Origin of the sequence: Synechococcus sp. NOUM97013, from assembly GCF_014279815.1 — a bacterium.
Lineage (GTDB): Bacteria > Cyanobacteriota > Cyanobacteriia > PCC-6307 > Cyanobiaceae > Synechococcus_C.
In genome coordinates this window covers 892,467-914,536 of record NZ_CP047941.1, presented here as the reverse complement: position 1 = coordinate 914,536, position 22,070 = coordinate 892,467, and the positions used below count along the sequence as shown (strand labels likewise).

Genomic DNA, 22,070 nt, shown 5'->3' with positions numbered 1-22,070 from the left:
TTCAGGATCCCAGAGCGTGGGTCTCCACCGTTTGCAACCCACCGAATCGGCGCTGACGACCCTGGTAGTCCTCGATGGCAGAGCGCAGGGCTTCCGCATCGAAATCAGGCCAGAACAGATCCGTCACATGAATCTCGGCATAGGCCAGCTGCCAGAGCAGGAAATTGCTGATGCGGCGTTCACCGCTGGTACGGATCAGCAGATCGGGATCGCGCTCACCCGCCGTGAACAACTCTGCGGCCAGGGCCTGTTCATCGATCTGAGACGGCATCAGCTCGCCATTGGCGACACGTTCCGCCAATCGCTGACTGGCACGCACCAGCTCGCGACGACCGCCGTAGTTGGTGCACACGTTGAAATGAATTCCTGTGTTGCAAGCCGTGCGCTCCGTGGCATCGGCAATCAAGGCCTGCAGCTTGGCGGGAAGGGCCTCCAGGTCGCCGAGGAAACGGATTCGCACCTGCTCGTGTTCCAGAGCCTGCAACTCACGCTGCAGCACACTCTCGAACAGCGTCATCAAAAAGTTCACCTCATCGCCAGGCCTCGACCAGTTTTCGGTGGAGAAGGCGTAAGCGGTCAGGGCCTCAACCCCCCAGTCACTGCAGAGCCTGAGCGTTGACTTCAAGGCCTCCACACCGGCGCGGTGCCCCATTACGCGCGGAAGACCGCGGGATTTGGCCCAGCGTCCATTGCCATCCATGATCACGGCGACGTGAGCCGGAATCCGATGGGGGTCAAGTCCTTGCGGACAACACCGTGAGGAGAGTTGTTCCGCACTGATGGCCAGACGACGGCTCAAGGCAAGGATTCCTGAGTGCCAGAGTTCACGCTACGCGCAGATGGTGATTTCACCGGCGCCGATGACACAGAAGAGACAATCAGTTCCGTGAGCAGATCTTGCAAACGGGAGCTGGTGATCGGTCGTTCCAAACGCCCCTGATTGGCCAATGAGAGGGTTCCTGTCTCCTCAGAGATCACTACACAAATGCAGCGATCGAAGCGTTCGGTGATCCCGAGCGCTGCAAGGTGACGGGTTCCATAGCGACTGATTCCCTGCCGTGACAGGGGCAGGATCACCCCCGCCGAGACGATCCGGTTACCCTTGATCAGCACCGCGCCATCGTGCAGCGGCGTATCGGACGCAAACAGGTTGAGCAGCAGTTCACTGCTCAATTGCGCATCGACGGTGATGCCAGGATTGAGAAAGTCCTCAGGTCTGAGGTCGCTGCCGAGATCGACCACAATCAGCGCGCCTCGCCGACTCTTCGAGAGTCGACCGGCCGCATCGGTGAGCTGCGCCACCGTGCTTGCCGTGGAGCGCATTTTGCTCTGCGGATTGCCAAGCAACACCGCCAGACGGCCAGTGCCAAGCAACTCCATCAGCCGTCGCAGTTCCCCTTGCCAAAGAATGGCCAGAGAGAGCGAGCAGGCCAGCACCAACGCATCAATCAGTGTTGATGTGAGTGGCAGATTGAAGAAGCGTTTGACGAACCACGCCAACGCCACCAGAAATAGATACCCGCGCAGCAGCCAGAGCGTGCGTTGCTCGTTGACGCGGGTAAACAGTAAAAATCCAAATAGTGAAGCGCAAAGAACGTCAAAGAGCAGGCGCAGTTGCAACACCGCCAACACGTTCAATCACACCCCGAAGTCTCCTCAGACTACCGACGTCAATCGTTCGGGCAGCAGGTCGTAACGGAGTAAATCCTCCGGCTGCTCCCGGCGTTGCACCAGTTCCGCATGACCGTCGTGCACCAACACGGCAGCTGGTCTGGGGATGCGGTTGTAGTTGGAACTCATCGAAGCGTTGTAGGCGCCTGTTGCAAACACCGCCAGCACTTCGCCGCTGCTGCAAGCAGGGAACGCAAGATCCTTGAGCAGCACGTCCCCCGACTCACAGTGTTTGCCGGCGAGCGTGACGGTCTCCTCGGCAGCAGCCAGGGGTCGGTCCACCAGACAGGTGGTGTAAAGCGACTGGTAGGTGATCGGTCTGGGGTTGTCGCTCATGCCCCCGTCGACGGAGAGATAGGTCCGCACACCGGGAACCACCTTGCGGGAACCGACCGTGTAAACAGTCACCCCTGCTGGCGCCACCAGGGATCGGCCCGGCTCGCACATCAGACGCGGCAGGTCGAGGTTGCGGTCACGGCAAGCCGTGGCAACGGCTTCCGCCACCACCTTCACCCAGGCATCGATGGACGGGGGATCATCGCTGGCGACATAGCGAATACCGAGGCCTCCCCCGACGTTGAGGTCGCGCACTGGATGGCCGAGCTCACGGGCCAGGCGCAGGGCATCGGCCATCACCGCAGCGAGATCGCGATGGGGTTCCAGCTCGAAAATCTGGGAGCCGATATGGGCATGCAGGCCCTCCACCCGTGCCCAGCTGGCGTTCTGCAACTGACGCAGTACGGGCTCCAGTTGATCGGGATCGAAACCGAATTTGCTGTCGAGATGTCCAGTGCGGATGTATTCGTGCGTGTGGCATTCGATCCCCGGGGTGAACCGGAGCATCAGACGAGCAGGCGCGCCTCCAGCCGGAACAATTTCCTCGAGTCGATCCAGATCGTGCTGGTTGTCAGCCACCACCATCACGCCATGGCGGTAAGCGAGCGCAAGCTCGTCCACGGATTTGTTGTTGCCATGCAGCACGATCCGCTCAGCCGGCATGCCGCCATCCAGCGCGGTGATGAGCTCTCCGGCCGAGACGGCATCCAAACCCAACTGTTCGGACGCCACAACAGCCGTCAACGCCAAGGAACTATTGGCCTTGGAGGCGTAGATCGCCAGGGAATCGCCTGGGTAGTGACGCTCCAGCGACTCGCGATAGGCCTGGCAGGCCTGACGGATGCTGGATTCATCAAGAACGTAAAGCGGCGTTCCATACCGTTCAGCCAGCTCACTGAGCGTGCAGCCACCCACCGCCAGACGGCCCTGGTCATCAAGCTCAGCCGTGATTGGCGCAAGGTTGCGGTTCGGACTGTTCTGATCGCAGCCGGATTCGTAGGGCTGGGGCATGAAACCTTGAACGCGCTCGGTAGGCAATGTAAGGAGGCACCTCCTCGGGACAGCGCAGGCATGACAGGTGAACGCGGCATCGTCAACCGCGAACTAAGCAACGGCGACCTCTCAATCCGCGAACTCGACAGCGGCGATCTCGAGGGCTGCATGAGCCTCGATCACCAGGCACTGGATGATTTCTGGACCCGGGAGCAGTGGGCACGGGAGCTGGCCGATCGCGATCGACTGGTGCTGGGGGCAGTCTTGGACCACAAAACCTTGGCGGGCGTGGCCTCGGCCTGGCTCGTGGTCGACGAGCTGCAGATCATGGTCGTTGCCGTCGCCCCAACCCATCAGCGCCAGGGCATTGGTTCACGACTGCTAGGTGCACTGATGCACCTGGGCCAGACCCGTGGAGCACTCACAGCCACCCTCGAGGTGGCATCAACCAACTCGGCAGCGCAAAAGCTTTACGACCGCTGCGGCTTCGCGAACTGCGGCCTGAGAAAGAGGTATTACAGCGATGGAAGCGATGCCCTGTTGCAACGGCGACCAATCAGCATCGGGTAGGGATTCCCGCACTGATCGAAATGAATAAAGGGATACATTTCGGCATTGTTTAATACTTTCTGAAGCAACCAACCCCCGGCAGCACTGGGATGTGAGTTGTGCTCGATGAAACCACAACAGCCCTTCAGCCCTGATAGGTTGGTGCTCATCAGCTGTCGGCCTAAACGATGTTTGAGAGGTTTACCGAGAAGGCCATCAAGGTGATCATGCTGGCCCAAGAAGAGGCTCGCCGCCTGGGTCACAACTTCGTTGGCACCGAGCAGATTCTTCTTGGCTTGATCGGCGAAGGAACCGGGGTTGCCGCCAAGGTTCTCAAGTCCATGGGAGTCAATCTCAAGGACGCTCGGGTTGAAGTCGAAAAAATCATCGGCAGGGGCTCTGGGTTTTTTGCAGTCGAAATCCCCTTCACACCGCGCGCCAAGCGTGTTTTGGAGCTGTCTCTCGAAGAAGCCCGTCAACTGGGACACAACTACATAGGTACAGAACACCTTCTTCTTGGTCTGATCCGGGAAGGTGAGGGCGTCGCCGCACGCGTTTTGGAAAATCTCGGAGTCGACCTGGCAAAGGTGCGTACTCAAGTGATCCGCATGCTCGGCGAGACCGCTGAGGTCGGTGCTGGCGGTAGCAGCGGATCTGGTGCCAAGGGTTCCACCAAGACCCCCACCCTCGACGAATTCGGCAACAACCTCACCCAGCTTGCCAGTGAAGCCAAGCTTGATCCCGTCGTCGGACGTCACAACGAAATCGACCGGGTGATTCAGATCCTCGGCCGCCGCACCAAGAACAACCCAGTGCTGATTGGCGAGCCTGGAGTCGGCAAGACCGCTATTGCCGAAGGTCTCGCACAACGAATTCAGACAGGAGACATTCCTGACATTCTCGAAGACAAGCGTGTACTCACTCTTGATATCGGTCTTCTTGTAGCAGGCACCAAGTACCGAGGCGAATTCGAGGAACGTCTCAAAAAGATCATGGAGGAGATCAAGGCCGCAGGCAATGTGATCTTGGTGATCGACGAGGTGCACACCCTGATTGGCGCTGGTGCCGCCGAAGGTGCCATCGACGCAGCCAACATCCTCAAGCCGGCTCTGGCACGTGGCGAACTGCAATGCATCGGCGCCACAACCCTTGATGAATACAGAAAGCACATCGAACGAGATGCCGCTCTGGAACGTCGTTTCCAACCGGTTAACGTCGGTGAGCCTTCCATTGAAGACACCATCGAAATCTTGCGCGGCCTGCGCGAGCGCTACGAGCAGCATCACCGCCTGCGGATCACGGATGAAGCGCTTGAGGCGGCTGCAACCCTCGGGGATCGCTACATCTCCGATCGTTTCCTTCCCGACAAGGCCATCGACCTGATCGATGAGGCAGGTAGCCGCGTGCGGCTTCTCAACTCCAAGCTCCCGCCTGAAGCCAAGGAAGTCGACAAAGAGCTCCGTTCCGTCCAGAAGGAAAAGGAGGATGCCGTTCGCGATCAGGACTTCACCAAAGCTGGTGAGTTGCGCGACAAAGAGGTGGAGCTTCGCGAGAAGATCCGCACCCTGCTGCAATCCAGCCGTCAGGACGCACCCAACGACCAAGCCGTCACAGCCGAGGCTGGAGAGGCAACAGCTGTTGCCACATCTGAAACAGCAACCAGTACTGATTCTGCTTCCACCACTCCGGTGGTCAGCGAAGAAGACATTGCCCAGATCGTGGCGTCTTGGACTGGTGTGCCGGTTCAGAAGCTCACCGAAAGCGAATCGGTGAAGTTGCTCAACATGGAAGAGACGCTTCACAAACGCCTCATCGGTCAGGACGAAGCAGTCAAAGCCGTGTCCAAAGCCATTCGCCGTGCACGGGTCGGTCTGAAGAACCCCAACCGCCCGATCGCCAGCTTCATCTTCTCCGGCCCGACGGGTGTGGGCAAGACCGAGCTCACCAAAGCGCTTGCCGCTTATTTCTTCGGCAGCGAAGAAGCGATGATCCGACTCGACATGTCGGAATTCATGGAGCGCCATACGGTCAGCAAATTGATCGGTTCGCCTCCGGGCTATGTGGGCTTCAACGAGGGGGGTCAGCTCACCGAAGCTGTCCGCCGTCGTCCTTACACCGTGGTGCTCTTCGACGAAATCGAAAAGGCGCACCCCGATGTCTTCAACCTGTTGCTGCAGCTGCTGGAAGACGGTCGCCTGACCGACTCCAAAGGTCGTACCGTCGACTTCAAAAACACGCTGATCATCATGACCTCGAACATCGGTTCGAAGGTGATTGAGAAAGGCGGCGGTGGACTCGGATTCGAGTTCTCTGGAGAGAACGCTGAAGAAAATCAGTACAACCGCATCCGCTCCCTCGTGAATGAGGAGTTGAAGCAGTACTTCCGCCCAGAGTTCCTGAATCGTCTCGACGAGATCATCGTGTTCAGGCAACTGAATCGCGAAGAGGTCAAGGAAATCGCCGAGATCATGCTGCGCGAGGTGTTCAATCGCATCGGAGAGAAAGGCATCACCCTCACCGTGTCCGATGCCTTCAAGGAACGTCTGGTCGAGGAGGGTTACAACCCTGCCTATGGCGCACGCCCCCTGCGTCGTGCCGTGATGCGTCTTCTCGAAGACAGCCTGGCCGAGGAAGTTCTCTCCGGGCGCATCAAGGACGGCGACTCCGCGCAAGTGGATGTTGAAGATGGCAAGGTGGTGGTGAAGCACCTCACCGGCACAGTCAGCGGGACGCCCGAATTGGCTGGAGCCGGTCTCTGACCTGGATGATCCAATCAGCCATCCGTGACGGCAGGGTTTCGACCCACTCCATCGCTCCAGCCCAAGTCATCCGTGGTGCTGGAGCCTGGAATCAATCTCTAACAGCGATTCATTCGCTCACCCAACGTCCGTTGCTTCTGGGCCGCAGTGCTGCAACCCAGCCATTGCGTGAGGAACTCAGCCGCGACCTGAGGAAGCTCGGCCTAAGCGTGATTCCTCAAACCCTGGATCACGACTGCTGTGAGCAGGACTTACAGCGTTTGCAATCTGCGTTGAGCTCCCACGGATGCGACGCTGTGATTGCTGCTGGTGGCGGCAAAGTGCTCGATGCCGGCAAGCTGTTGGCTCACCGCGCCGGGGTGGCCTGCATCACCGTTCCGCTCAGTGCAGCCACCTGTGCTGGTTGGACGGCCCTCTCCAATCTCTACAGCCCGGTGGGTGCTTTTGAAGGGGATCAAGCCCTCGATCGCTGCCCTGATCTACTGATCTTCGACCACGACTTATTACTGCGCGCACCGGCACGAACCTTGGCCAGCGGCATCGCCGATGCCCTGGCCAAATGGTATGAAGCGTCAGTCAGCAGCGGCTCCAGCACGGATGGCTTGATTCAGCAGGCTGTGCAGATGGCACGCGTGTTGCGTGATCAATTGCTGCTCGACAGTCTCGATGCGATGGCGAACCCTGGCGGCGAAGCCTGGCAGCGCGTGGTGGAGGCCTGCGGACTCACAGCGGGGGTGATCGGCGGACTGGGGGGAGCACGTTGCCGCACGGTAGCTGCCCATGCCGTGCACAACGGTCTGACCCAGCTGCAAGCCTGTCACTCCGTTCTCCATGGAGAGAAGGTGGGCTTCGGCGTGCTCGTGCAACTGCGTCTGGAAGAACGGTTGGGGGGCAATCGTCTGGCAGCCCAGGCTCATCGACAGCTTCTTCCCTTGTTGCAGGCGCTAGAACTACCAGTCAGCTTGGATGATCTCGGCCTGGGCGAGGCAAGCCTCAAGGATCTTCAACAGGTGTGTGAGTTCGCCTGCAGGGACAGCTCGGATCTGCACCACCTTCCCTTCTCGGTCACACCCGGCGCACTGCTGGAAGCCCTTGTGGGCGCAGCCGAAGTCAGTCCGGTGCTGCCTTGAAGTCACTGCTTGACACGCTAAGACCCGAGCTACTTGATCCAAGCGCTCAAGCTCTGGTCGACGACCTTCAGTGGTGGTCAATGCCGGAGCTTGGTGTCAAGGATCCGTTTCCCGTCAGCGTCGTCGGTGAAGGTGAGCCCCTGTTATTGCTCCATGGTTTCGACAGCAGCTTTCTTGAATACCGGCGTATGGCACCGCTGCTGAGCGAACGGTTTCAACTGTTCATCCCCGATCTGTTCGGCTTCGGCTTTTCACCTCGCCCCATGGAAGCGAGCTATGGCCCTGATGCTGTTCTCGCCCATCTGGATGCCCTGCTGCAACGCATGCCAGCGCAACCAGTCGGTGTGATTGGAGCCTCCATGGGTGGGTCCGTGGCTGTGGAAATGGCACGACGACAACCGGAGCGGATTCACGCGCTGCTGTTGCTGGCCCCCGCCGGTCTTACGGGACGCCCGATGCCGGTTCCGCCCCTGCTGGATCGACTGGGGGCCTGGTTCCTGGCGCGCCCCGGAGTCCGCAAAAGTCTGTGCCGCCAGGCCTTTGCGGATCCTGATGCTGATGTCGGCGCTCCCGAAGAACAAATCGCTTCGCTACATCTGCAGTGCCCGGGCTGGGCGGATGCCCTGGCTGCATTTGCTCGCAGCGGTGGCTTCTCTGGCTGCGGAACGCCCTTGCCCCAGCAACCGCTGCATGTGATCTGGGGAGCCAATGACCGCATTCTGCGAGCACCGCAGAAACAAGCCGCAGCAGCAATCCTCAAGGATGGCGTCGAAGAATTCGACGCTTGCGGACACCTGCCGCACATCGACCAGCCCCAAAGGGTCGCCGACCGCTGTCTCACTTGGTTCCAAGCGATCGCTTCGGCCGCCTGATCGCGCGAATACATCGGATGATGCAGCGTCGATCCAGCCTCGAGGCCTGAAGCGTTCATGCCCCAGTCCAGCTCCGGACCTGTTCTCCAGCTCCTGGCCAGTGGTCTTCAACGCTGGATCCGCAGTCAGTGCGATTCAGCCGAAGAGATCAACCTGGCGCTGAAGGGATCCGCCCTGGAACTGCTGCGCGGTCGACTGCAAGGGGTCTCACTGGAGGCCAGGAAAGTGAGTTTTGAACAGCTCCCCCTGATGCGCGCGGAGATCGAATGCGGTGCCTTAAAAGCAACGCTCCGGCCGGGGCAGCCCAATCAGCCCGTGCAGCTGCAGGACCCGTTCTCAATCGAAGGAGAAGTGGTGCTGGCGGGCCAGGATCTGAATCAGGCTTTGGCAAGCGACCGCTGGCGCTGGCTTGGGGATCTGCTGGCCGAACAACTGATGGGTTTGACACCATTGCGGTCACTGGTCATCGACAACGACCAACTGGTCCTCACCGCCGATGTGATCACCGGCAAGGATCCGATAAAGCGAAGGTTCCGGCTGTGCGCGGACCAGGGCACCATCCGCGTCGACCACTGCGATGCCGAGGAATCGCTCTTGCTTCCCATGGATCCCAACATTCAGATCAATGCAGCCCGTCTGCAGGGAGGCCAACTGGTTCTCAACGGACAAGCCACCGTTCAGCCCTGAGACAGTTCAGCCCTAAAAAAACTCAACCCTGAGAAGCTCAGCTGCGTCCAAGAACCGGGAGAAGCAGGGTGACGCCGTAGAAGACCACCGCTGGAGTGAATAGAAAACTGTCGATGCGGTCGAGGATGCCGCCATGGCCCGGTAAGGCATCACCGGAATCTTTCACACCGGCATCCCGTTTCATCATCGATTCGGTGAGATCACCCACGAGCGCAAACAACGCGACCAGGGCACCGAGACAACCACCAGTGAGAGCTCCATAGGGCCAGCCCAGCAGCGGACCGGCCACCACGCCCAGCAACACAGATGAGGCCAATCCGCCATAGGCCCCTTCCATCGTCTTGGCCGGCGACACGGGAGACAGCTGATGACGACCGAAACGGCGGCCAATCACAAAGGAACCAATATCGGTGGCCACCACCATCAGACAGGCCATCAAGGTGATCGCCAATCCCGGTGTGATCCAGTCGCTCAACCACGCCGGCAGTTGCGCGAGTGTTGGGGCAAGGTCTACATCGGTGAGGTTGCGCAGCCTCAGCCAGTGGCTGGGCAGAAAGCCCAGATAGAAGAGTCCGAAGATTGAGGCAGCGATATCGGCGATGGAGCCAGTGATCGGCTGCAACAACAGCCATCCGCAGATGGCGGCTCCGGACAAGGGCAGCACCGCATCAGCGAGATGCAACCCAATGCCTCCATTCACGGACCACTGGGTGCAGATCAACAGCAGCTGGCAAGCCACCAGAGTCGTTTTGGTGGCGGGTCGCATGCCCTTGAACTGCGCCATCCGGAAAAACTCCAGAAGGCCGAGATGCACCATCACGCCAAGGGCGATGGTGAACCACCAGCCGCCCGAGCCCACAACCACCAGACCGAACAGGCCCACAAGCAGCCCGCTGACCAGACGTTTTTGATCCGAAGCCCGCCGTTTGCTGGGGCCTTCCCCGGTTGTGACGTCTGCAATCACCGGCCTTATCCCAAGGCCTTTCAGGCCAGAACCATCACCTTACCGGGCACCTGATCGGGCCACCGCCGATGTTGCTGGTCGAGCCAGGCACAGCGTTGCGCATCCATCCGCTCGCCTGGCACGAGCAGGGGCACGCCCGGGGGATAGGGACAGATCAGCTCGGCTGCAATGCGATCGATGCAGCGAGCTACAGGCAGACGGGGTGAGCGGTCGGCGCAGCGCTTGATCCGGCGGAAGCACGGGAATCGAAACGCGATCGCACGGCGGTGCCGGAATCGGGGCCAGAGGCTCACCCCCCGCCTCCGCAAGCAGGTGCTTCCAGAGATGCCTGAACTGCCTGCTGAGGCCTCGATGCTGCGCGAAACCAAGGCAAAAGGTGAGGCAAAGCGGTTCCGGCAATTCAGCAATCAACCCCCGCTGCATGAACCAGTCATCAGCCTGCAGACCACTGATCCCCGCCTGGCCTGTCGCCAGGATCAGCCGCAGCGGATCGTCGCTGGAATGGAGTGGCACCCCAGCACGCGCGAGAACCGTCGCCAGGGTGGTGGCGTCACGACGACGAGCCTCCAGCAGCAGCGGCCAGCGCGGCGACAGCATCCAATCGAGGGTGGCTTCACAGGACGCCAGCAGCAGGGCACTGGGGCTAGTGGTCTGAAGTCGTTGCAAGGCCGCTTGCAGCCGTACCGGATCAATGCGCCCGTTGCGTTGCCAGAGCACAGCGGTCTGGGCCAAGCCGGGAGCAGACTTGTGCAGGGAATGCACCACGAGATCCGCACCGGCGTGCACCGCTGAGGTCGGAAGCTCCGAGTGCGACGGAAAGGCCAGATGGGTGCCATGGGCTTCATCCACCAGCACCGGCAGTCCCCGCGCATGCAGCAGCTCGAGCAAGCCGCTGATCTCAGCGGCGTAACCGTGATACGTGGGGTGCACCAGCACCGCAGCGGCGATGCGACGGCCGGGGTCAGGCAAGGCGTCCAGAGATCGACGCAGACCCGCGGCGGTCATGGCGCCTGGATGGCCGCGGTCGGTGCGAAACGGCACCGGTAGAAACACCGGCAACACCCCCCCAAGTTCGCAGGCAGCAATGAGCGAACGGTGGGTATTGCGAGGCAGCAGCACCGCTTCACCGGGCTGGGCGATGCCTAGAAGCGCAGCCTGAAGCAGCCCCGTGGCTCCATTGACGCCAAACCAACAACGATCCACATCCAGCGCAGCGGCCAGACGCGCCTGACTGGCGGCCACCGCCCCTTCCGCCTCCAGGGGACCGCCGACCTCCGGAAGCTCCGGAAGATCCCAGCGGCCCGGTGGTTGCCGCAACAGACGTTGCAACGACGGTGGCAGGGCAGCGCCTCGACCATGAACAGGCAGATGCAGCGACCGTCCACCAACCGAGCCAAGCAGCGAAAGGAGCGACGTCATCTCAAAACAATGGGGACGAGCGCCAGGGGCTTATATTTACCAACCGATTTAGACTCTATTTACTGGAAACAAAACCAGAAGCATTACCAACCATATTAAGATCTAATCCCTTACCAAAAAGGAAAGCCTTACTCGAGACAGAAACAATTCTCCAGGCAACACAGAAAGAACTAACAAAAAGTCAAGTGTCATTCTGAAGTCATCTTTGCCTTTTCAAGGACAACCAAACAGCCAAAACAGACAAAAGCAAACTCGATAGGAGAAACGCAGAAACCATCAAGCAAGATCGAGATTTATAACTTTGCATTTTTAAACGTGCTAATATTGCAATAGATTTAGCAGATCAACCAAAATGAAACCAAAAAGTGATAAAAAAGATCAGGTTACATCTTTAAGCATTTCATGGAGAGACTGGTTCAGGATGCTTAAATTTGACTTGAGGCAAAAACTTGGACTACTAACTAACAATTCACTTGGAATAAGCTTCAAGAACAAGTCCAAGGTCAAACAAAAAGGCAGATTAAGCTCTCAAGATATAAGCCAATTGAAGAGCTTCCAGGAATCCAAGCTCAGCACCCCTGATTCAGCTCAAGAATATCTAAACAAAGCCAAAGTCAATAAAGAATTACTAGATACAGAAAGGGAGTTCTCCACATTTCAAATCAATGGCGCAAGACTTTTAGATCAGACTTTGTCTAAATACCATAATAGTATAAAGTCCGTTGCCAACATTGGGAGTAGGCTTGACACCATAAGTTCTTACCTAAGCAGTAAGTACTCAGAGATTAACTTTTGGTCAATAGACTTCCAAGAAAACATCTCCCAATGCAACCATTTTGTTCTTCCCCCCAAAAGCAACTGGAACTTTCGATCGGGCTACGCACTAGAGATCCTGGAAAGGAAAGAAGTTTCCGCTGATGTATATTTCATGACATCCACAAGCATTCTTTTCAACAACAAAGAATTAGATTTATATTTTTCAGAGTTATCAAAATCAGCAAAATTCATTGTATTGAACGAGCCTTGGTTCCCAAAAGCAAAAACCTTTTTCCCATGCAGAATACTTCGACCAGAACAAGTTAACCCCATGAATCCCTATTGCGGCGGAATGTACATGAATTACCACCATAATTACATTAAAAAGCTCGAGGACAACGGTTTCAAGATTTTGAAAAGCGAAATTTTCCCGCTAAGACACTCTTACGCATGCAATCTCCAGCTAATAGCGGCAAAAATTATCTAGGCAATTCAATACGAGTAATTAGCACAAACTTTCACGTTAGACTGCCTGGGTCGCACAAATCAATGAGGCTGAAATCACATAAATAATCCTTTCAATGCAGAATCAAAGCTTACCAATACGTCAACAAAAGATCGACATCGAAGCGAGCTTTATTTATTTGTACTACTGCGCATACTCTTTCTTTAGCTGTATCGGAACCTCCCACTATCCCTGGATTAGCTCCTTGCAGGAGAGGCCGTTCCTGCTAACAACTTACTCTTAAAAGGCACTAGCTTAATCTTCTACATTTGGAGACGAACCTTAACATCAATCCGACTTTTCCAGGCCCTAGAACCAACCCTACATCTAAAAATATCTCCACACATCCTTGCTATATGAATCGAGCTGGATGAATGAGGCACTGCTTGCGATTCAAGGTCGCTTTCAAGCTTCTATCAAGGACTTCCTTGTTCCAAAAGTGGAAAAGCATGCCAACACCCATTTATGTAAAAAATGCGAAGGGCGTGAACCCAACACATTTATGAGACGACAGGATCTCTAGAGAGAAGTCCTAAGGGAAGAAAAATATCTAGGCCAATTTCCCCACAATGAAAATAAAAGTCTTTGATTAGTCTAGAAAAACTTAAACGGAGAGGGTGGGATTCGAACCTACGAAGGGTTGCCCTTCAAACTATTTCGAGCCGTTCGATTTCGACCACTCAGCCACCTCTTCAAACAGAGCAAAGCCCTGTAGGCGCAAGTTAGGGCCTAGTAGCGCTGCGCTTGCTCGCGCACCGGCAGCGCTCTGAGCAGTAACGAACCTCATCCCACACGGCCTTCAACTTTTTGCGCGACTGAAAGGGGCGACCGCGCTGGGCGCAAGTTTTTGTGGGCCTGCCTTCGTGATGGTCATCGGCCGCAAGCCGCAAGAAGGCCCATGTTGGCGCTCACGCCCTGGTTACCGAGGCAGTAGCAGCAGCGTCCCACTTCTAGCTGCACGACACCCGGGCGATTGGGCGCACTGCGAAAAACCAAGCCTGGACTGCTGAGCTCACCACGGGGCAGCACCTGCACCTGCGGGCTCAACTGCTGCCAACAGCCGGGTCAACTGCGGCGACAGGATCCAAGAGCACCACCCAATCCAGGCGCGGCAATCCCAGGGCCTGGCGGAAACGCTGGACACGGCGGCAACTCCTAACCGCCGCTTGGCGGCTCACCAGAGCGCCGCGTCCGCCATGACCCGGTAAGGCATCACCGGAATCTTTCACACCGGCATCCCGTTTCATCATCGATTCGGTGAGATCACCCACGAGCGCAAACAACGCGACCAGGGCACCGAGACAACCACCAGTGAGAGCTCCATAGGGCCAGCCCAGCAGCGGACCGGCCACCACGCCCAGCAACACAGATGAGGCCAATCCGCCATAGGCCCCTTCCATCGTCTTGGCCGGCGACACGGGAGACAGCTGATGACGACCGAAACGGCGGCCAATCACAAAGGAACCAATATCGGTGGCCACCACCATCAGACAGGCCATCAAGGTGATCGCCAATCCCGGTGTGATCCAGTCGCTCAACCACGCCGGCAGTTGCGCGAGTGTTGGGGCAAGGTCTACATCGGTGAGGTTGCGCAGCCTCAGCCAGTGGCTGGGCAGAAAGCCCAGATAGAAGAGTCCGAAGATTGAGGCAGCGATATCGGCGATGGAGCCAGTGATCGGCTGCAACAACAGCCATCCGCAGATGGCGGCTCCGGACAAGGGCAGCACCGCATCAGCGAGATGCAACCCAATGCCTCCATTCACGGACCACTGGGTGCAGATCAACAGCAGCTGGCAAGCCACCAGAGTCGTTTTGGTGGCGGGTCGCATGCCCTTGAACTGCGCCATCCGGAAAAACTCCAGAAGGCCGAGATGCACCATCACGCCAAGGGCGATGGTGAACCACCAGCCGCCCGAGCCCACAACCACCAGACCGAACAGGCCCACAAGCAGCCCGCTGACCAGACGTTTTTGATCCGAAGCCCGCCGTTTGCTGGGGCCTTCCCCGGTTGTGACGTCTGCAATCACCGGCCTTATCCCAAGGCCTTTCAGGCCAGAACCATCACCTTACCGGGCACCTGATCGGGCCACCGCCGATGTTGCTGGTCGAGCCAGGCACAGCGTTGCGCATCCATCCGCTCGCCTGGCACGAGCAGGGGCACGCCCGGGGGATAGGGACAGATCAGCTCGGCTGCAATGCGATCGATGCAGCGAGCTACAGGCAGACGGGGTGAGCGGTCGGCGCAGCGCTTGATCCGGCGGAAGCACGGGAATCGAAACGCGATCGCACGGCGGTGCCGGAATCGGGGCCAGAGGCTCACCCCCCGCCTCCGCAAGCAGGTGCTTCCAGAGATGCCTGAACTGCCTGCTGAGGCCTCGATGCTGCGCGAAACCAAGGCAAAAGGTGAGGCAAAGCGGTTCCGGCAATTCAGCAATCAACCCCCGCTGCATGAACCAGTCATCAGCCTGCAGACCACTGATCCCCGCCTGGCCTGTCGCCAGGATCAGCCGCAGCGGATCGTCGCTGGAATGGAGTGGCACCCCAGCACGCGCGAGAACCGTCGCCAGGGTGGTGGCGTCACGACGACGAGCCTCCAGCAGCAGCGGCCAGCGCGGCGACAGCATCCAATCGAGGGTGGCTTCACAGGACGCCAGCAGCAGGGCACTGGGGCTAGTGGTCTGAAGTCGTTGCAAGGCCGCTTGCAGCCGTACCGGATCAATGCGCCCGTTGCGTTGCCAGAGCACAGCGGTCTGGGCCAAGCCGGGAGCAGACTTGTGCAGGGAATGCACCACGAGATCCGCACCGGCGTGCACCGCTGAGGTCGGAAGCTCCGAGTGCGACGGAAAGGCCAGATGGGTGCCATGGGCTTCATCCACCAGCACCGGCAGTCCCCGCGCATGCAGCAGCTCGAGCAAGCCGCTGATCTCAGCGGCGTAACCGTGATACGTGGGGTGCACCAGCACCGCAGCGGCGATGCGACGGCCGGGGTCAGGCAAGGCGTCCAGAGATCGACGCAGACCCGCGGCGGTCATGGCGCCTGGATGGCCGCGGTCGGTGCGAAACGGCACCGGTAGAAACACCGGCAACACCCCCCCAAGTTCGCAGGCAGCAATGAGCGAACGGTGGGTATTGCGAGGCAGCAGCACCGCTTCACCGGGCTGGGCGATGCCTAGAAGCGCAGCCTGAAGCAGCCCCGTGGCTCCATTGACGCCAAACCAACAACGATCCACATCCAGCGCAGCGGCCAGACGCGCCTGACTGGCGGCCACCGCCCCTTCCGCCTCCAGGGGACCGCCGACCTCCGGAAGCTCCGGAAGATCCCAGCGGCCCGGTGGTTGCCGCAACAGACGTTGCAACGACGGTGGCAGGGCAGCGCCTCGGCCATGAACAGGCAGATGCAGCGACCGTCCATTAATCGAGCCAAGCAGCGAAAGGAGCGACGTCATCTCAAAACAATGGGGACGAGCGCGGTGGAGACTTTCTAGGATCAGGCCCCTGACAGCGCCGCTGCGCTTGGAACCTCTTCGTTACAACCCTGGCCGCGACGCTCGCTGGCTGCTGCTTCGTCCCTGGATCGGCATTCCGCGGCTCATTCATATTCTCTGGGCACTACTTGGGTTGGTGCTGAGTGTTCTGCTCCGCGGCAACAGCAGTGATCCGCGCGTGCAACGCAACCTGGCACGCACCCTGCTGCGTACCCTGACCAATCTCGGACCGTGCTTCATCAAGGTCGGCCAGGCTCTCTCCACCCGTCCGGATCTGATTCGCCGCGATTGGCTGGATGAACTGACCCGACTCCAGGACGATCTGCCGGCCTTCAAGCACGCCATTGCTCTCAAAACGATCGAAGAGGAGCTGGGGGCTCCAGTCGATGCACTGTTTGAGGAGTTTCCGGATTCACCGGTGGCCGCCGCCAGCCTCGGCCAGGTTTACAAAGCCAGAGTTCGCGATCAGCACTGGGTTGCGGTCAAGGTGCAACGGCCCAATCTGGTCTTCATCCTGCGGCGCGACATGGTGCTGATCCGCAGTCTTGGCGTACTGGCAGCGCCCTTCCTGCCTCTGAACCTGGGGTTCGGCCTCGGTGAAATCATCGACGAATTCGGGCGCAGCCTGTTCGAAGAGATTGACTACTGCTGCGAAGCGGACAACGCCAAACGCTTCTCCGGTCTGTTTGCCGACAATCCCGCTGTCACTATTCCTGAGGTGGACGATGGTCTTTCGAGCCGTCGGGTGCTCACCACCACCTGGATCCAAGGCACCAAGCTGCGCGACCCACAGGAGCTGAAAGCTCAACGGCTCGATCCATCAGCTCTGATCCGAACGGGGGTGATCAGCGGCCTGCAACAACTGCTGGAGTTCGGCTACTTCCACGCTGATCCCCACCCCGGCAATCTCTTTGCGCTCAGCGGTCGCACCGGTGAGCTGGGCCATGTGGCCTACGTGGACTTCGGGATGATGGATTCGATCAGCGATGACGACCGTCTCACCCTCACGGGCGCAGTGGTGCACTTGATCAATCGCGACTTTGAGGCCGTTGCTCGCGATTTTCAGCAAATGGGGTTTCTCGCACCCGATGCCGATCTCACGCCGATTGTTCCGGCGTTGGAGGACGTCCTGGGAGGCAGCCTCGGCGATTCCGTGGGCTCCTTCAACTTCAAAGCGATCACGGATCGCTTCTCGGAGTTGATGTACGACTATCCCTTCCGGGTTCCGGCGCGCTTCGCGCTGATCATCCGTGCGGTGGTCAGCCAGGAGGGTTTGGCCCTAAGGCTGGATCCTGACTTCCGGATCATCGCGGTGGCTTACCCCTATGTGGCCAAGCGATTGCTGGCGGGTGACACCCGTGAAATGCGCGAAAAGCTTCTCGATGTGATCTTTGATGAGTCGGGCAGTCTCCGGGTGGAACGACTGGAAAGTTTGCTGGAGGTGGTGGGCAACGACACCAGCATCCAGAGCGGTGGCGACTTGCTGCCAGTGGCTGGGGCGGGACTGCGTCTGCTATTCAGTCGTGATGGCGGTGATCTCAGACAGCGACTGTTGCTGACACTGATCAAGGACGATCGCCTGAACATTTCGGACCTCAGGGAGCTGAGCTCCCTGATCCGGAGAACCTTCGGCCCAAGAAAAATCGCAGAAGGAATGTTGCAGCGGCTGAATCCACTGGCTGCATGACATCGCCATAATGGCGATCCGCAATTTCTGACCGCTTTCGATGTCGCTTGCTCCGGACTATGCCCCGGTCGATCTCGACCAGGCCGAGCTCGATATGCTCACCGGAGCTTTCGGTGATCTCAACGCTGACGAGATCCTGCTGGAGTTCGCGAGGATTCAGCAACCGCCATATCTCGTGGCAGGCCTGGGTCTGGCCATTGGAATTCTCTGCGGACTGACCTTCTCAAAATTGGTGCAGAACCGGCTTGATGGATGGAAAGCGGACCGGCTAGCCATGCTTCCTTTAGGCACAGCTGAAACCACCATCAGCTTCTCGGGAACCCTGCTAGGCATCACACTCTTCATCGGTGGATCCCTGCAGGTGTTCGGCTTCGCTTCGGGTGCGGCTTACCTAATCGCCATGCTGCTGTCACTGCTCACGGGCGGCGCCCTCTGGGTTCAGCTGGAAAGGCTGATGACCCAGGTGGAAACAGGCAACTTCAAGGCGGTTGATTTCGACAACTTCGACGAATTCTTCTGAGACGAGGGAAGAATTGGGTTGAAAAACTGATCTTTCAGCTCACCACATACGCGTCGAGCTGAGCATCACCACGACGCAGCAACTCCAGTCCTTCTCGTTCCAGCTTGCGCGTCCGATCGCGACTCATCTTCAACGACTTGGCGATCGCGGTGAGGCTCATCGGATCCTCGCCATCCATCCCGTAACGCATCCGCAGCACACGCTCCTGTAGTTCCGGCAGCTGACCCAGCAGATCCCGCAGGTCGCCCTTCAGGCATTCGCCCTCCACCTGTTCGCTCGGCAATTCGCCTTCACCGGCCAGCAGATCCAGCAGCTCGGTGTCATCACCGTCGCCCACCTTCATCTCCAGGCTCACCGGCTGACGCGCACGGCACATCAGGTCCTTCACGTCGTCTTCCGGCAGTTCCACGAATGCCGCCAGTTCCGTCACTGAAGGCGTGCGGCCCAGTTCTTGACTCAACTCTCGCTGACCTTTCTTCAGCTTGTTCAGCATCTCGGTGATGTGAATCGGCAGCCGGATCGTGCGGCTCTTCTCAGCAATCGCCCGCGTGATCCCCTGACGAATCCACCAGTACGCATAGGTGCTGAACTTGTAGCCACGGGTCGGGTCGAACTTCTCCACACCCCGCACCAGACCGATGGTTCCCTCCTGGATCAGATCCAGCAGTTCCATATTCCGCTTGGTGTATTTCTTGGCGACGCTCACCACCAGGCGCAGGTTCGCAGCCACCATCCGCTCCTTGGCGCGACGGCCCGCCTGCAGCTTGCGCTTCAGTTGTACTGGGCTCAATCCAGCAGCCTTGGCCAGCTCTGCTGCAGGCACCGCTTCGCCGCCACGCTGATCGCTGAGCTCCGCTTCCTGCGCTTCCAGATCCATCAGTTCCTGCACCTGACGGCCGAGGGTGATCTCCTGCTGATGGCTCAGCAGCGGCACACGGCCGATGTCCCGCAAATAAGAGCGCACCAGGTCCGCATCAGGTAGCAGAGACAAGGGCGCCATCGGCTTATTACGAAACCAAGGTGTTTCTTAATTTACCACTGATTAAAGGATTTCCGTCCAACCGCAAAGTGAATCGATGAGGGCAGAATGTGAGTAATTCTGAGTTTGCTGGTGACTGTTGCCTCCGCCAGTGCCGTCAGCACTGCGCGTCTTCTGGTCGTTGAAGACGATGACTCGATCAGAGAAACCATGCAGGAAGCCCTCAAAGCCGAGGGATTTGATGTCACCACCTGTCAGAACGGCAGCGATGCTCTGACGCAACTCACCACAACAGCCGAAGAAGGCATTGATGCCCTGGTGCTCGACCTGATGCTGCCGGGCATGGGCGGGCTCGACCTTTGCAGAGAATTGCGCAAACGCGGAATTACCACGCCGATCCTGGTGGTGAGTGCCCGGGACAGCGAAACCGATCGCGTGCTCGGACTCGAGGTTGGAGCGGATGACTACCTTGTGAAACCGTTTGGGCTGCGAGAGTTGGTTGCCCGCTGCCGAGCCCTGCTGCGCCGATCACAGCAGAACCAACCCAGCCCCGAGGAAGAGCAGGAAACCATCGAACACGACAATCTCTGCCTCTACAGCAGGGAATGCCGAATCACACGGGACGGCCAGGATTTGAATCTGTCGCCCAAGGAATTCCGCATTTTGGAATTGCTGATGCGCAACCCCAAGAGGGTCTGGAGTCGCGACCAGCTGCTGGAGCGCATCTGGGGCATCGACTACGTGGGTGACACCAAAACGGTGGATGTGCACATCCGATGGCTGAGGGAAAAGATTGAAGCCACACCATCGGCACCCCACCACATCCGAACCGTGCGTGGTTTCGGCTACCGGTTCGGCTGATCACCGTGAGCTCAGGCGCATCGCTTCTTGTTGGCATCACGATCGGTGTTTTGAGCAGCTGGGCGCTGCGTGATCGCTGGCCAGGCCAAGAGCGAAAACGATCGAAAGCCGGCCAAACCCCACCGGTGATCTCAGGCTATTCACTGAGTACAGCCCAGCTGCTGGCCTGGATCGACGCCGCCACCCAGGGATGGCTGATCCTCACGCCGGATCTGACCATTGGCTACATCAATTCCAGGGCCGAACGCCTGCTGCGTTTCTCCAGCAATCTTCTGGTGCGCGGCCAACCCCTCGACGATGTGTTGTCCGTCCCTCAGCTTGAAGAGGCGATCGTCAGCGTGCGCCATCAGCAGCGACCGCAACGCTGCGAATGGGATCAACAAGGCGCTCCTCTCGAAGCGATTGTTCTGCCGGGCTCAGATGAATGGCTGCTGGTGCTCCTGCAGAGTCGCCAGTCCCTGGAAGCACAGCAACAACAGCAGGAGCGCTGGGTGAGCGATGTCGCCCATGAATTGAAGACGCCTCTCACAGCTCTGATGCTGGTCAGCGACCGCCTTGAGGGATCCGTGTCCGATCAGGACGCGGTGCTAGTGGAGCGGCTGCAACGGGAACTGAAACGCCTGCAACTGATGGTGGAGGATCTGCTGGAGTTGTCCCGGCTGGAGAACGTGCTTCCGCATGAACAGGGGAGCTACTCACCGGTCTGTCTGGATCAGCTGGTGGAGGCGGCCTGGAACAGCATTCGCCCCCTCGCGGATCAACGCCAGGTCTCGCTCATTTGCAACACCGAGGAGCCGGGACCGCTGCTGGGAGAACAGAGCCGGTTGCATCGCGCCGTCCTCAACCTCCTCGACAACGCCCTGCGTTACTCACCCGATGGGAACTGTGTTGAGGTGGAGATTCTCCCCAGTGGCGGGTGGTGGTTGCTCTCCGTTCGAGATCACGGCCCCGGCTTGAGCGAGCGTGACCTCAGCAACATGTTCCAGCGCTTCTATCGCGGCGACCCGTCCCGCGCCCGCTCCAATCGCAGCGGCAGTGGTCTGGGTCTCTCGATCGTGCAGCAAATCGCCGTGAATCACGGCGGCAGGGTGCAAGCCAGAAATCACCCGGATGGTGGAACCTCCATCGAAATGCTGCTTCCCCGCGGTATGCACTGAGGCAAAACCGAAGCTTGATGCAACAGCGACTGCAGAAACTGATCGCCTCCGCAGGACTCTGCTCGCGACGTCGGGCGGAGGAGTGGATGCTGCAGGGGCGTGTTGCCGTGAACGGCCAAGTGGCATCACCTGGAGATCAGGCTGACCCCGCCTGCGACCAGATCACGGTTGATGGCAAGCCCCTTCCGAGGGGAACCGCGTCACGCGTGCTGTTGCTGCACAAGCCGATGGGGGTGATCAGCAGTTGCCATGACCCCCAGGGGCGGCCAACCGTTCTGGAACTGATCCCGACAGCGTTGAGGCAGGGACTGCACCCGGTGGGCCGTCTAGATGCGGACAGCCGAGGGGCACTGCTGCTGAGCAACCATGGCGACCTCACCCTGAAACTCACGCATCCCCGCTACGAGCATCAGAAGACGTATCGGGTGACGGTTGCAGGCACACCGAGCCAGGAAAGCTTGCAACGCTGGCGAGAGGGCATCGAACTTGATGGATCGCGCACGCTGCCGGCCTCGGTGCACCTGATCTCCAGCCGGCGTGGTCACAGCAAGCTGGAGGTGACGCTCAGAGAAGGACGGAACCGACAGATCCGCAGAACTGCAGCGAAGCTGGGACATCCGGTGATCGATCTGAAGAGGATCGCGATCGGTCGCCTTTCGCTGGGATCTTTACCAGAGGGGTGCTGGAGAGAGATCCCCGAGCAAGAATGGCGCAGCCTGATCCGCAATGCATGAGGCGAG

General features: G+C 59.0%; 21 protein-coding genes and 2 pseudogenes. 11 read left to right on the top strand and 12 right to left on the bottom strand.

The window, feature by feature from the left end; all coding sequences use genetic code 11:
* Position 1: 1 nt before the first annotated feature.
* From SynNOUM97013_RS04680 to lysA, 3 genes are read right to left on the bottom strand one after another with little or no spacing between them, the layout of a single operon-like run.
* Complete coding sequence (locus tag SynNOUM97013_RS04680; RefSeq protein WP_186480983.1) at positions 2-799, bottom strand: isoprenyl transferase; 798 nt, start codon at positions 797-799, stop codon at positions 2-4.
* Entirely contained in the window at positions 796-1,638 is an 843-nt protein-coding gene (cdaA, locus tag SynNOUM97013_RS04675; protein WP_186480982.1) for a diadenylate cyclase CdaA, read from the bottom strand. Before cdaA ends, SynNOUM97013_RS04680 begins: the two co-directional genes overlap by 4 nt.
* Before the next feature lie 18 nt (positions 1,639-1,656).
* The gene (gene lysA, locus SynNOUM97013_RS04670) at positions 1,657-3,018 is read right to left on the bottom strand and encodes a diaminopimelate decarboxylase (protein ID WP_186480981.1); all 1,362 of its coding nucleotides are present in this window, start codon (positions 3,016-3,018) and stop codon (positions 1,657-1,659) included.
* A gap of 60 nt (positions 3,019-3,078) precedes the next feature.
* Between lysA and rimI the strand changes: the two genes are divergently transcribed.
* From rimI to SynNOUM97013_RS04645, 5 genes are all read left to right on the top strand, one after another.
* Positions 3,079-3,570 (top strand): ribosomal protein S18-alanine N-acetyltransferase, encoded by a 492-nt coding sequence (gene rimI / locus SynNOUM97013_RS04665; RefSeq protein WP_186480980.1) that lies wholly within the window; start codon positions 3,079-3,081, stop codon positions 3,568-3,570.
* A 167-nt stretch (positions 3,571-3,737) separates the two neighbouring features.
* Positions 3,738-6,308 carry an ATP-dependent Clp protease ATP-binding subunit gene (locus tag SynNOUM97013_RS04660; RefSeq protein ID WP_186480979.1) on the top strand — a complete coding sequence of 857 codons (2,571 nt, stop codon included), beginning with the start codon at positions 3,738-3,740 and terminating at the stop codon, positions 6,306-6,308.
* Positions 6,309-6,313: 5 nt separating this feature from the next.
* The gene (locus SynNOUM97013_RS04655) at positions 6,314-7,438 is read left to right on the top strand and encodes an iron-containing alcohol dehydrogenase family protein (protein WP_186480978.1); all 1,125 of its coding nucleotides are present in this window, start codon (positions 6,314-6,316) and stop codon (positions 7,436-7,438) included.
* The gene (locus tag SynNOUM97013_RS04650) at positions 7,435-8,310 is read left to right on the top strand and encodes an alpha/beta fold hydrolase (protein ID WP_186480977.1); all 876 of its coding nucleotides are present in this window, start codon (positions 7,435-7,437) and stop codon (positions 8,308-8,310) included. Before SynNOUM97013_RS04655 ends, SynNOUM97013_RS04650 begins: the two co-directional genes overlap by 4 nt.
* A 57-nt stretch (positions 8,311-8,367) precedes the next feature.
* The gene (locus tag SynNOUM97013_RS04645) at positions 8,368-8,997 is read left to right on the top strand and encodes a DUF2993 domain-containing protein (RefSeq protein WP_186480976.1); all 630 of its coding nucleotides are present in this window, start codon (positions 8,368-8,370) and stop codon (positions 8,995-8,997) included.
* Positions 8,998-9,034: 37 nt separating this feature from the next.
* Here the strand turns inward: SynNOUM97013_RS04645 and SynNOUM97013_RS04640 are convergent, their stop codons facing one another.
* From SynNOUM97013_RS04640 to SynNOUM97013_RS13840, 3 genes and pseudogenes are all read right to left on the bottom strand, one after another.
* Positions 9,035-9,961 carry a phosphatidate cytidylyltransferase gene (locus SynNOUM97013_RS04640; protein ID WP_186480975.1) on the bottom strand — a complete coding sequence of 309 codons (927 nt, stop codon included), beginning with the start codon at positions 9,959-9,961 and terminating at the stop codon, positions 9,035-9,037.
* 20 nt (positions 9,962-9,981) lie between these two features.
* Positions 9,982-10,254: a hypothetical protein gene (locus tag SynNOUM97013_RS13845; protein WP_370586464.1), complete on the bottom strand. Its 273-nt coding sequence runs from the start codon at positions 10,252-10,254 to the stop codon at positions 9,982-9,984.
* A gap of 373 nt (positions 10,255-10,627) precedes the next feature.
* Positions 10,628-11,380: pseudogene (locus SynNOUM97013_RS13840) on the bottom strand (aminotransferase class I/II-fold pyridoxal phosphate-dependent enzyme); the annotation flags it as partial.
* Positions 11,381-11,732: 352 nt separating this feature from the next.
* Here SynNOUM97013_RS13840 and SynNOUM97013_RS04630 point away from each other — a divergent pair.
* The gene (locus SynNOUM97013_RS04630; protein ID WP_186480974.1) at positions 11,733-12,623 is read left to right on the top strand and encodes a hypothetical protein; all 891 of its coding nucleotides are present in this window, start codon (positions 11,733-11,735) and stop codon (positions 12,621-12,623) included.
* Between the two features lie 740 nt (positions 12,624-13,363).
* On the opposite strand, the gene SynNOUM97013_RS04625 is transcribed toward SynNOUM97013_RS04630, so the two are convergent.
* The 5 genes and pseudogenes from SynNOUM97013_RS04625 to SynNOUM97013_RS13830 all read right to left on the bottom strand — a co-directional run.
* Positions 13,364-13,531 (bottom strand): DUF2256 domain-containing protein, encoded by a 168-nt coding sequence (locus SynNOUM97013_RS04625; protein WP_186480973.1) that lies wholly within the window; start codon positions 13,529-13,531, stop codon positions 13,364-13,366.
* The gene (locus tag SynNOUM97013_RS04620) at positions 13,512-13,676 is read right to left on the bottom strand and encodes a hypothetical protein (RefSeq protein WP_222929835.1); all 165 of its coding nucleotides are present in this window, start codon (positions 13,674-13,676) and stop codon (positions 13,512-13,514) included. The genes SynNOUM97013_RS04625 and SynNOUM97013_RS04620 overlap by 20 nt, the downstream gene beginning before the upstream one ends.
* An 8-nt stretch (positions 13,677-13,684) precedes the next feature.
* Positions 13,685-14,668, bottom strand: coding sequence for a phosphatidate cytidylyltransferase (locus SynNOUM97013_RS04615; protein ID WP_186480972.1), 984 nt, complete (start codon positions 14,666-14,668; stop codon positions 13,685-13,687).
* A gap of 20 nt (positions 14,669-14,688) precedes the next feature.
* Complete coding sequence (locus tag SynNOUM97013_RS13835; RefSeq protein WP_370586464.1) at positions 14,689-14,961, bottom strand: hypothetical protein; 273 nt, start codon at positions 14,959-14,961, stop codon at positions 14,689-14,691.
* Between the two features lie 373 nt (positions 14,962-15,334).
* Positions 15,335-16,087, bottom strand: a pseudogene (locus tag SynNOUM97013_RS13830) (aminotransferase class I/II-fold pyridoxal phosphate-dependent enzyme); the annotation flags it as partial.
* A gap of 67 nt (positions 16,088-16,154) precedes the next feature.
* On the opposite strand from SynNOUM97013_RS13830, the gene SynNOUM97013_RS04605 reads away from it, so the two are divergent.
* Together SynNOUM97013_RS04605 and SynNOUM97013_RS04600 are read left to right on the top strand one after the other, a co-directional pair.
* On the top strand, positions 16,155-17,813 hold the full coding sequence (locus tag SynNOUM97013_RS04605) for an AarF/ABC1/UbiB kinase family protein (RefSeq protein WP_186480971.1): 1,659 nt from the start codon (positions 16,155-16,157) through the stop codon (positions 17,811-17,813).
* A gap of 40 nt (positions 17,814-17,853) precedes the next feature.
* On the top strand, positions 17,854-18,333 hold the full coding sequence (locus tag SynNOUM97013_RS04600; RefSeq protein WP_186480970.1) for a hypothetical protein: 480 nt from the start codon (positions 17,854-17,856) through the stop codon (positions 18,331-18,333).
* Positions 18,334-18,367: 34 nt separating this feature from the next.
* Here the strand turns inward: SynNOUM97013_RS04600 and SynNOUM97013_RS04595 are convergent, their stop codons facing one another.
* The gene (locus tag SynNOUM97013_RS04595) at positions 18,368-19,333 is read right to left on the bottom strand and encodes an RpoD/SigA family RNA polymerase sigma factor (RefSeq protein ID WP_186480969.1); all 966 of its coding nucleotides are present in this window, start codon (positions 19,331-19,333) and stop codon (positions 18,368-18,370) included.
* A gap of 105 nt (positions 19,334-19,438) precedes the next feature.
* Between SynNOUM97013_RS04595 and SynNOUM97013_RS04590 the strand changes: the two genes are divergently transcribed.
* The 3 genes from SynNOUM97013_RS04590 to SynNOUM97013_RS04580 are packed head-to-tail and all read left to right on the top strand — an operon-like array spanning position 19,439 to position 22,064.
* Entirely contained in the window at positions 19,439-20,173 is a 735-nt protein-coding gene (locus SynNOUM97013_RS04590; RefSeq protein WP_255442986.1) for a response regulator transcription factor, read from the top strand.
* Positions 20,173-21,330: a sensor histidine kinase gene (locus SynNOUM97013_RS04585; protein ID WP_370586463.1), complete on the top strand. Its 1,158-nt coding sequence runs from the start codon at positions 20,173-20,175 to the stop codon at positions 21,328-21,330. The genes SynNOUM97013_RS04590 and SynNOUM97013_RS04585 overlap by 1 nt, the downstream gene beginning before the upstream one ends.
* Positions 21,331-21,344: 14 nt before the next feature.
* Positions 21,345-22,064 carry a pseudouridine synthase gene (locus SynNOUM97013_RS04580; protein ID WP_186480967.1) on the top strand — a complete coding sequence of 240 codons (720 nt, stop codon included), beginning with the start codon at positions 21,345-21,347 and terminating at the stop codon, positions 22,062-22,064.
* Positions 22,065-22,070: the final 6 nt, after the last annotated feature.

Coding starts and splice junctions, on each gene's coding strand:
- SynNOUM97013_RS04645 (WP_186480976.1), top strand. CDS start 8,368: ATGCCCCAGTCCAGCTCCGGACCTGTTCTCCAGCTCCTGGCCAGTGGT.
- SynNOUM97013_RS04660 (WP_186480979.1), top strand. CDS start 3,738: ATGTTTGAGAGGTTTACCGAGAAGGCCATCAAGGTGATCATGCTGGCC.
- SynNOUM97013_RS04600 (WP_186480970.1), top strand. CDS start 17,854: ATGTCGCTTGCTCCGGACTATGCCCCGGTCGATCTCGACCAGGCCGAG.
- SynNOUM97013_RS04655 (WP_186480978.1), top strand. CDS start 6,314: ATGATCCAATCAGCCATCCGTGACGGCAGGGTTTCGACCCACTCCATC.
- lysA (WP_186480981.1), bottom strand. CDS start 3,018: ATGCCCCAGCCCTACGAATCCGGCTGCGATCAGAACAGTCCGAACCGC.
- SynNOUM97013_RS04630 (WP_186480974.1), top strand. CDS start 11,733: ATGAAACCAAAAAGTGATAAAAAAGATCAGGTTACATCTTTAAGCATT.
- rimI (WP_186480980.1), top strand. CDS start 3,079: ATGACAGGTGAACGCGGCATCGTCAACCGCGAACTAAGCAACGGCGAC.
- SynNOUM97013_RS04595 (WP_186480969.1), bottom strand. CDS start 19,333: ATGGCGCCCTTGTCTCTGCTACCTGATGCGGACCTGGTGCGCTCTTAT.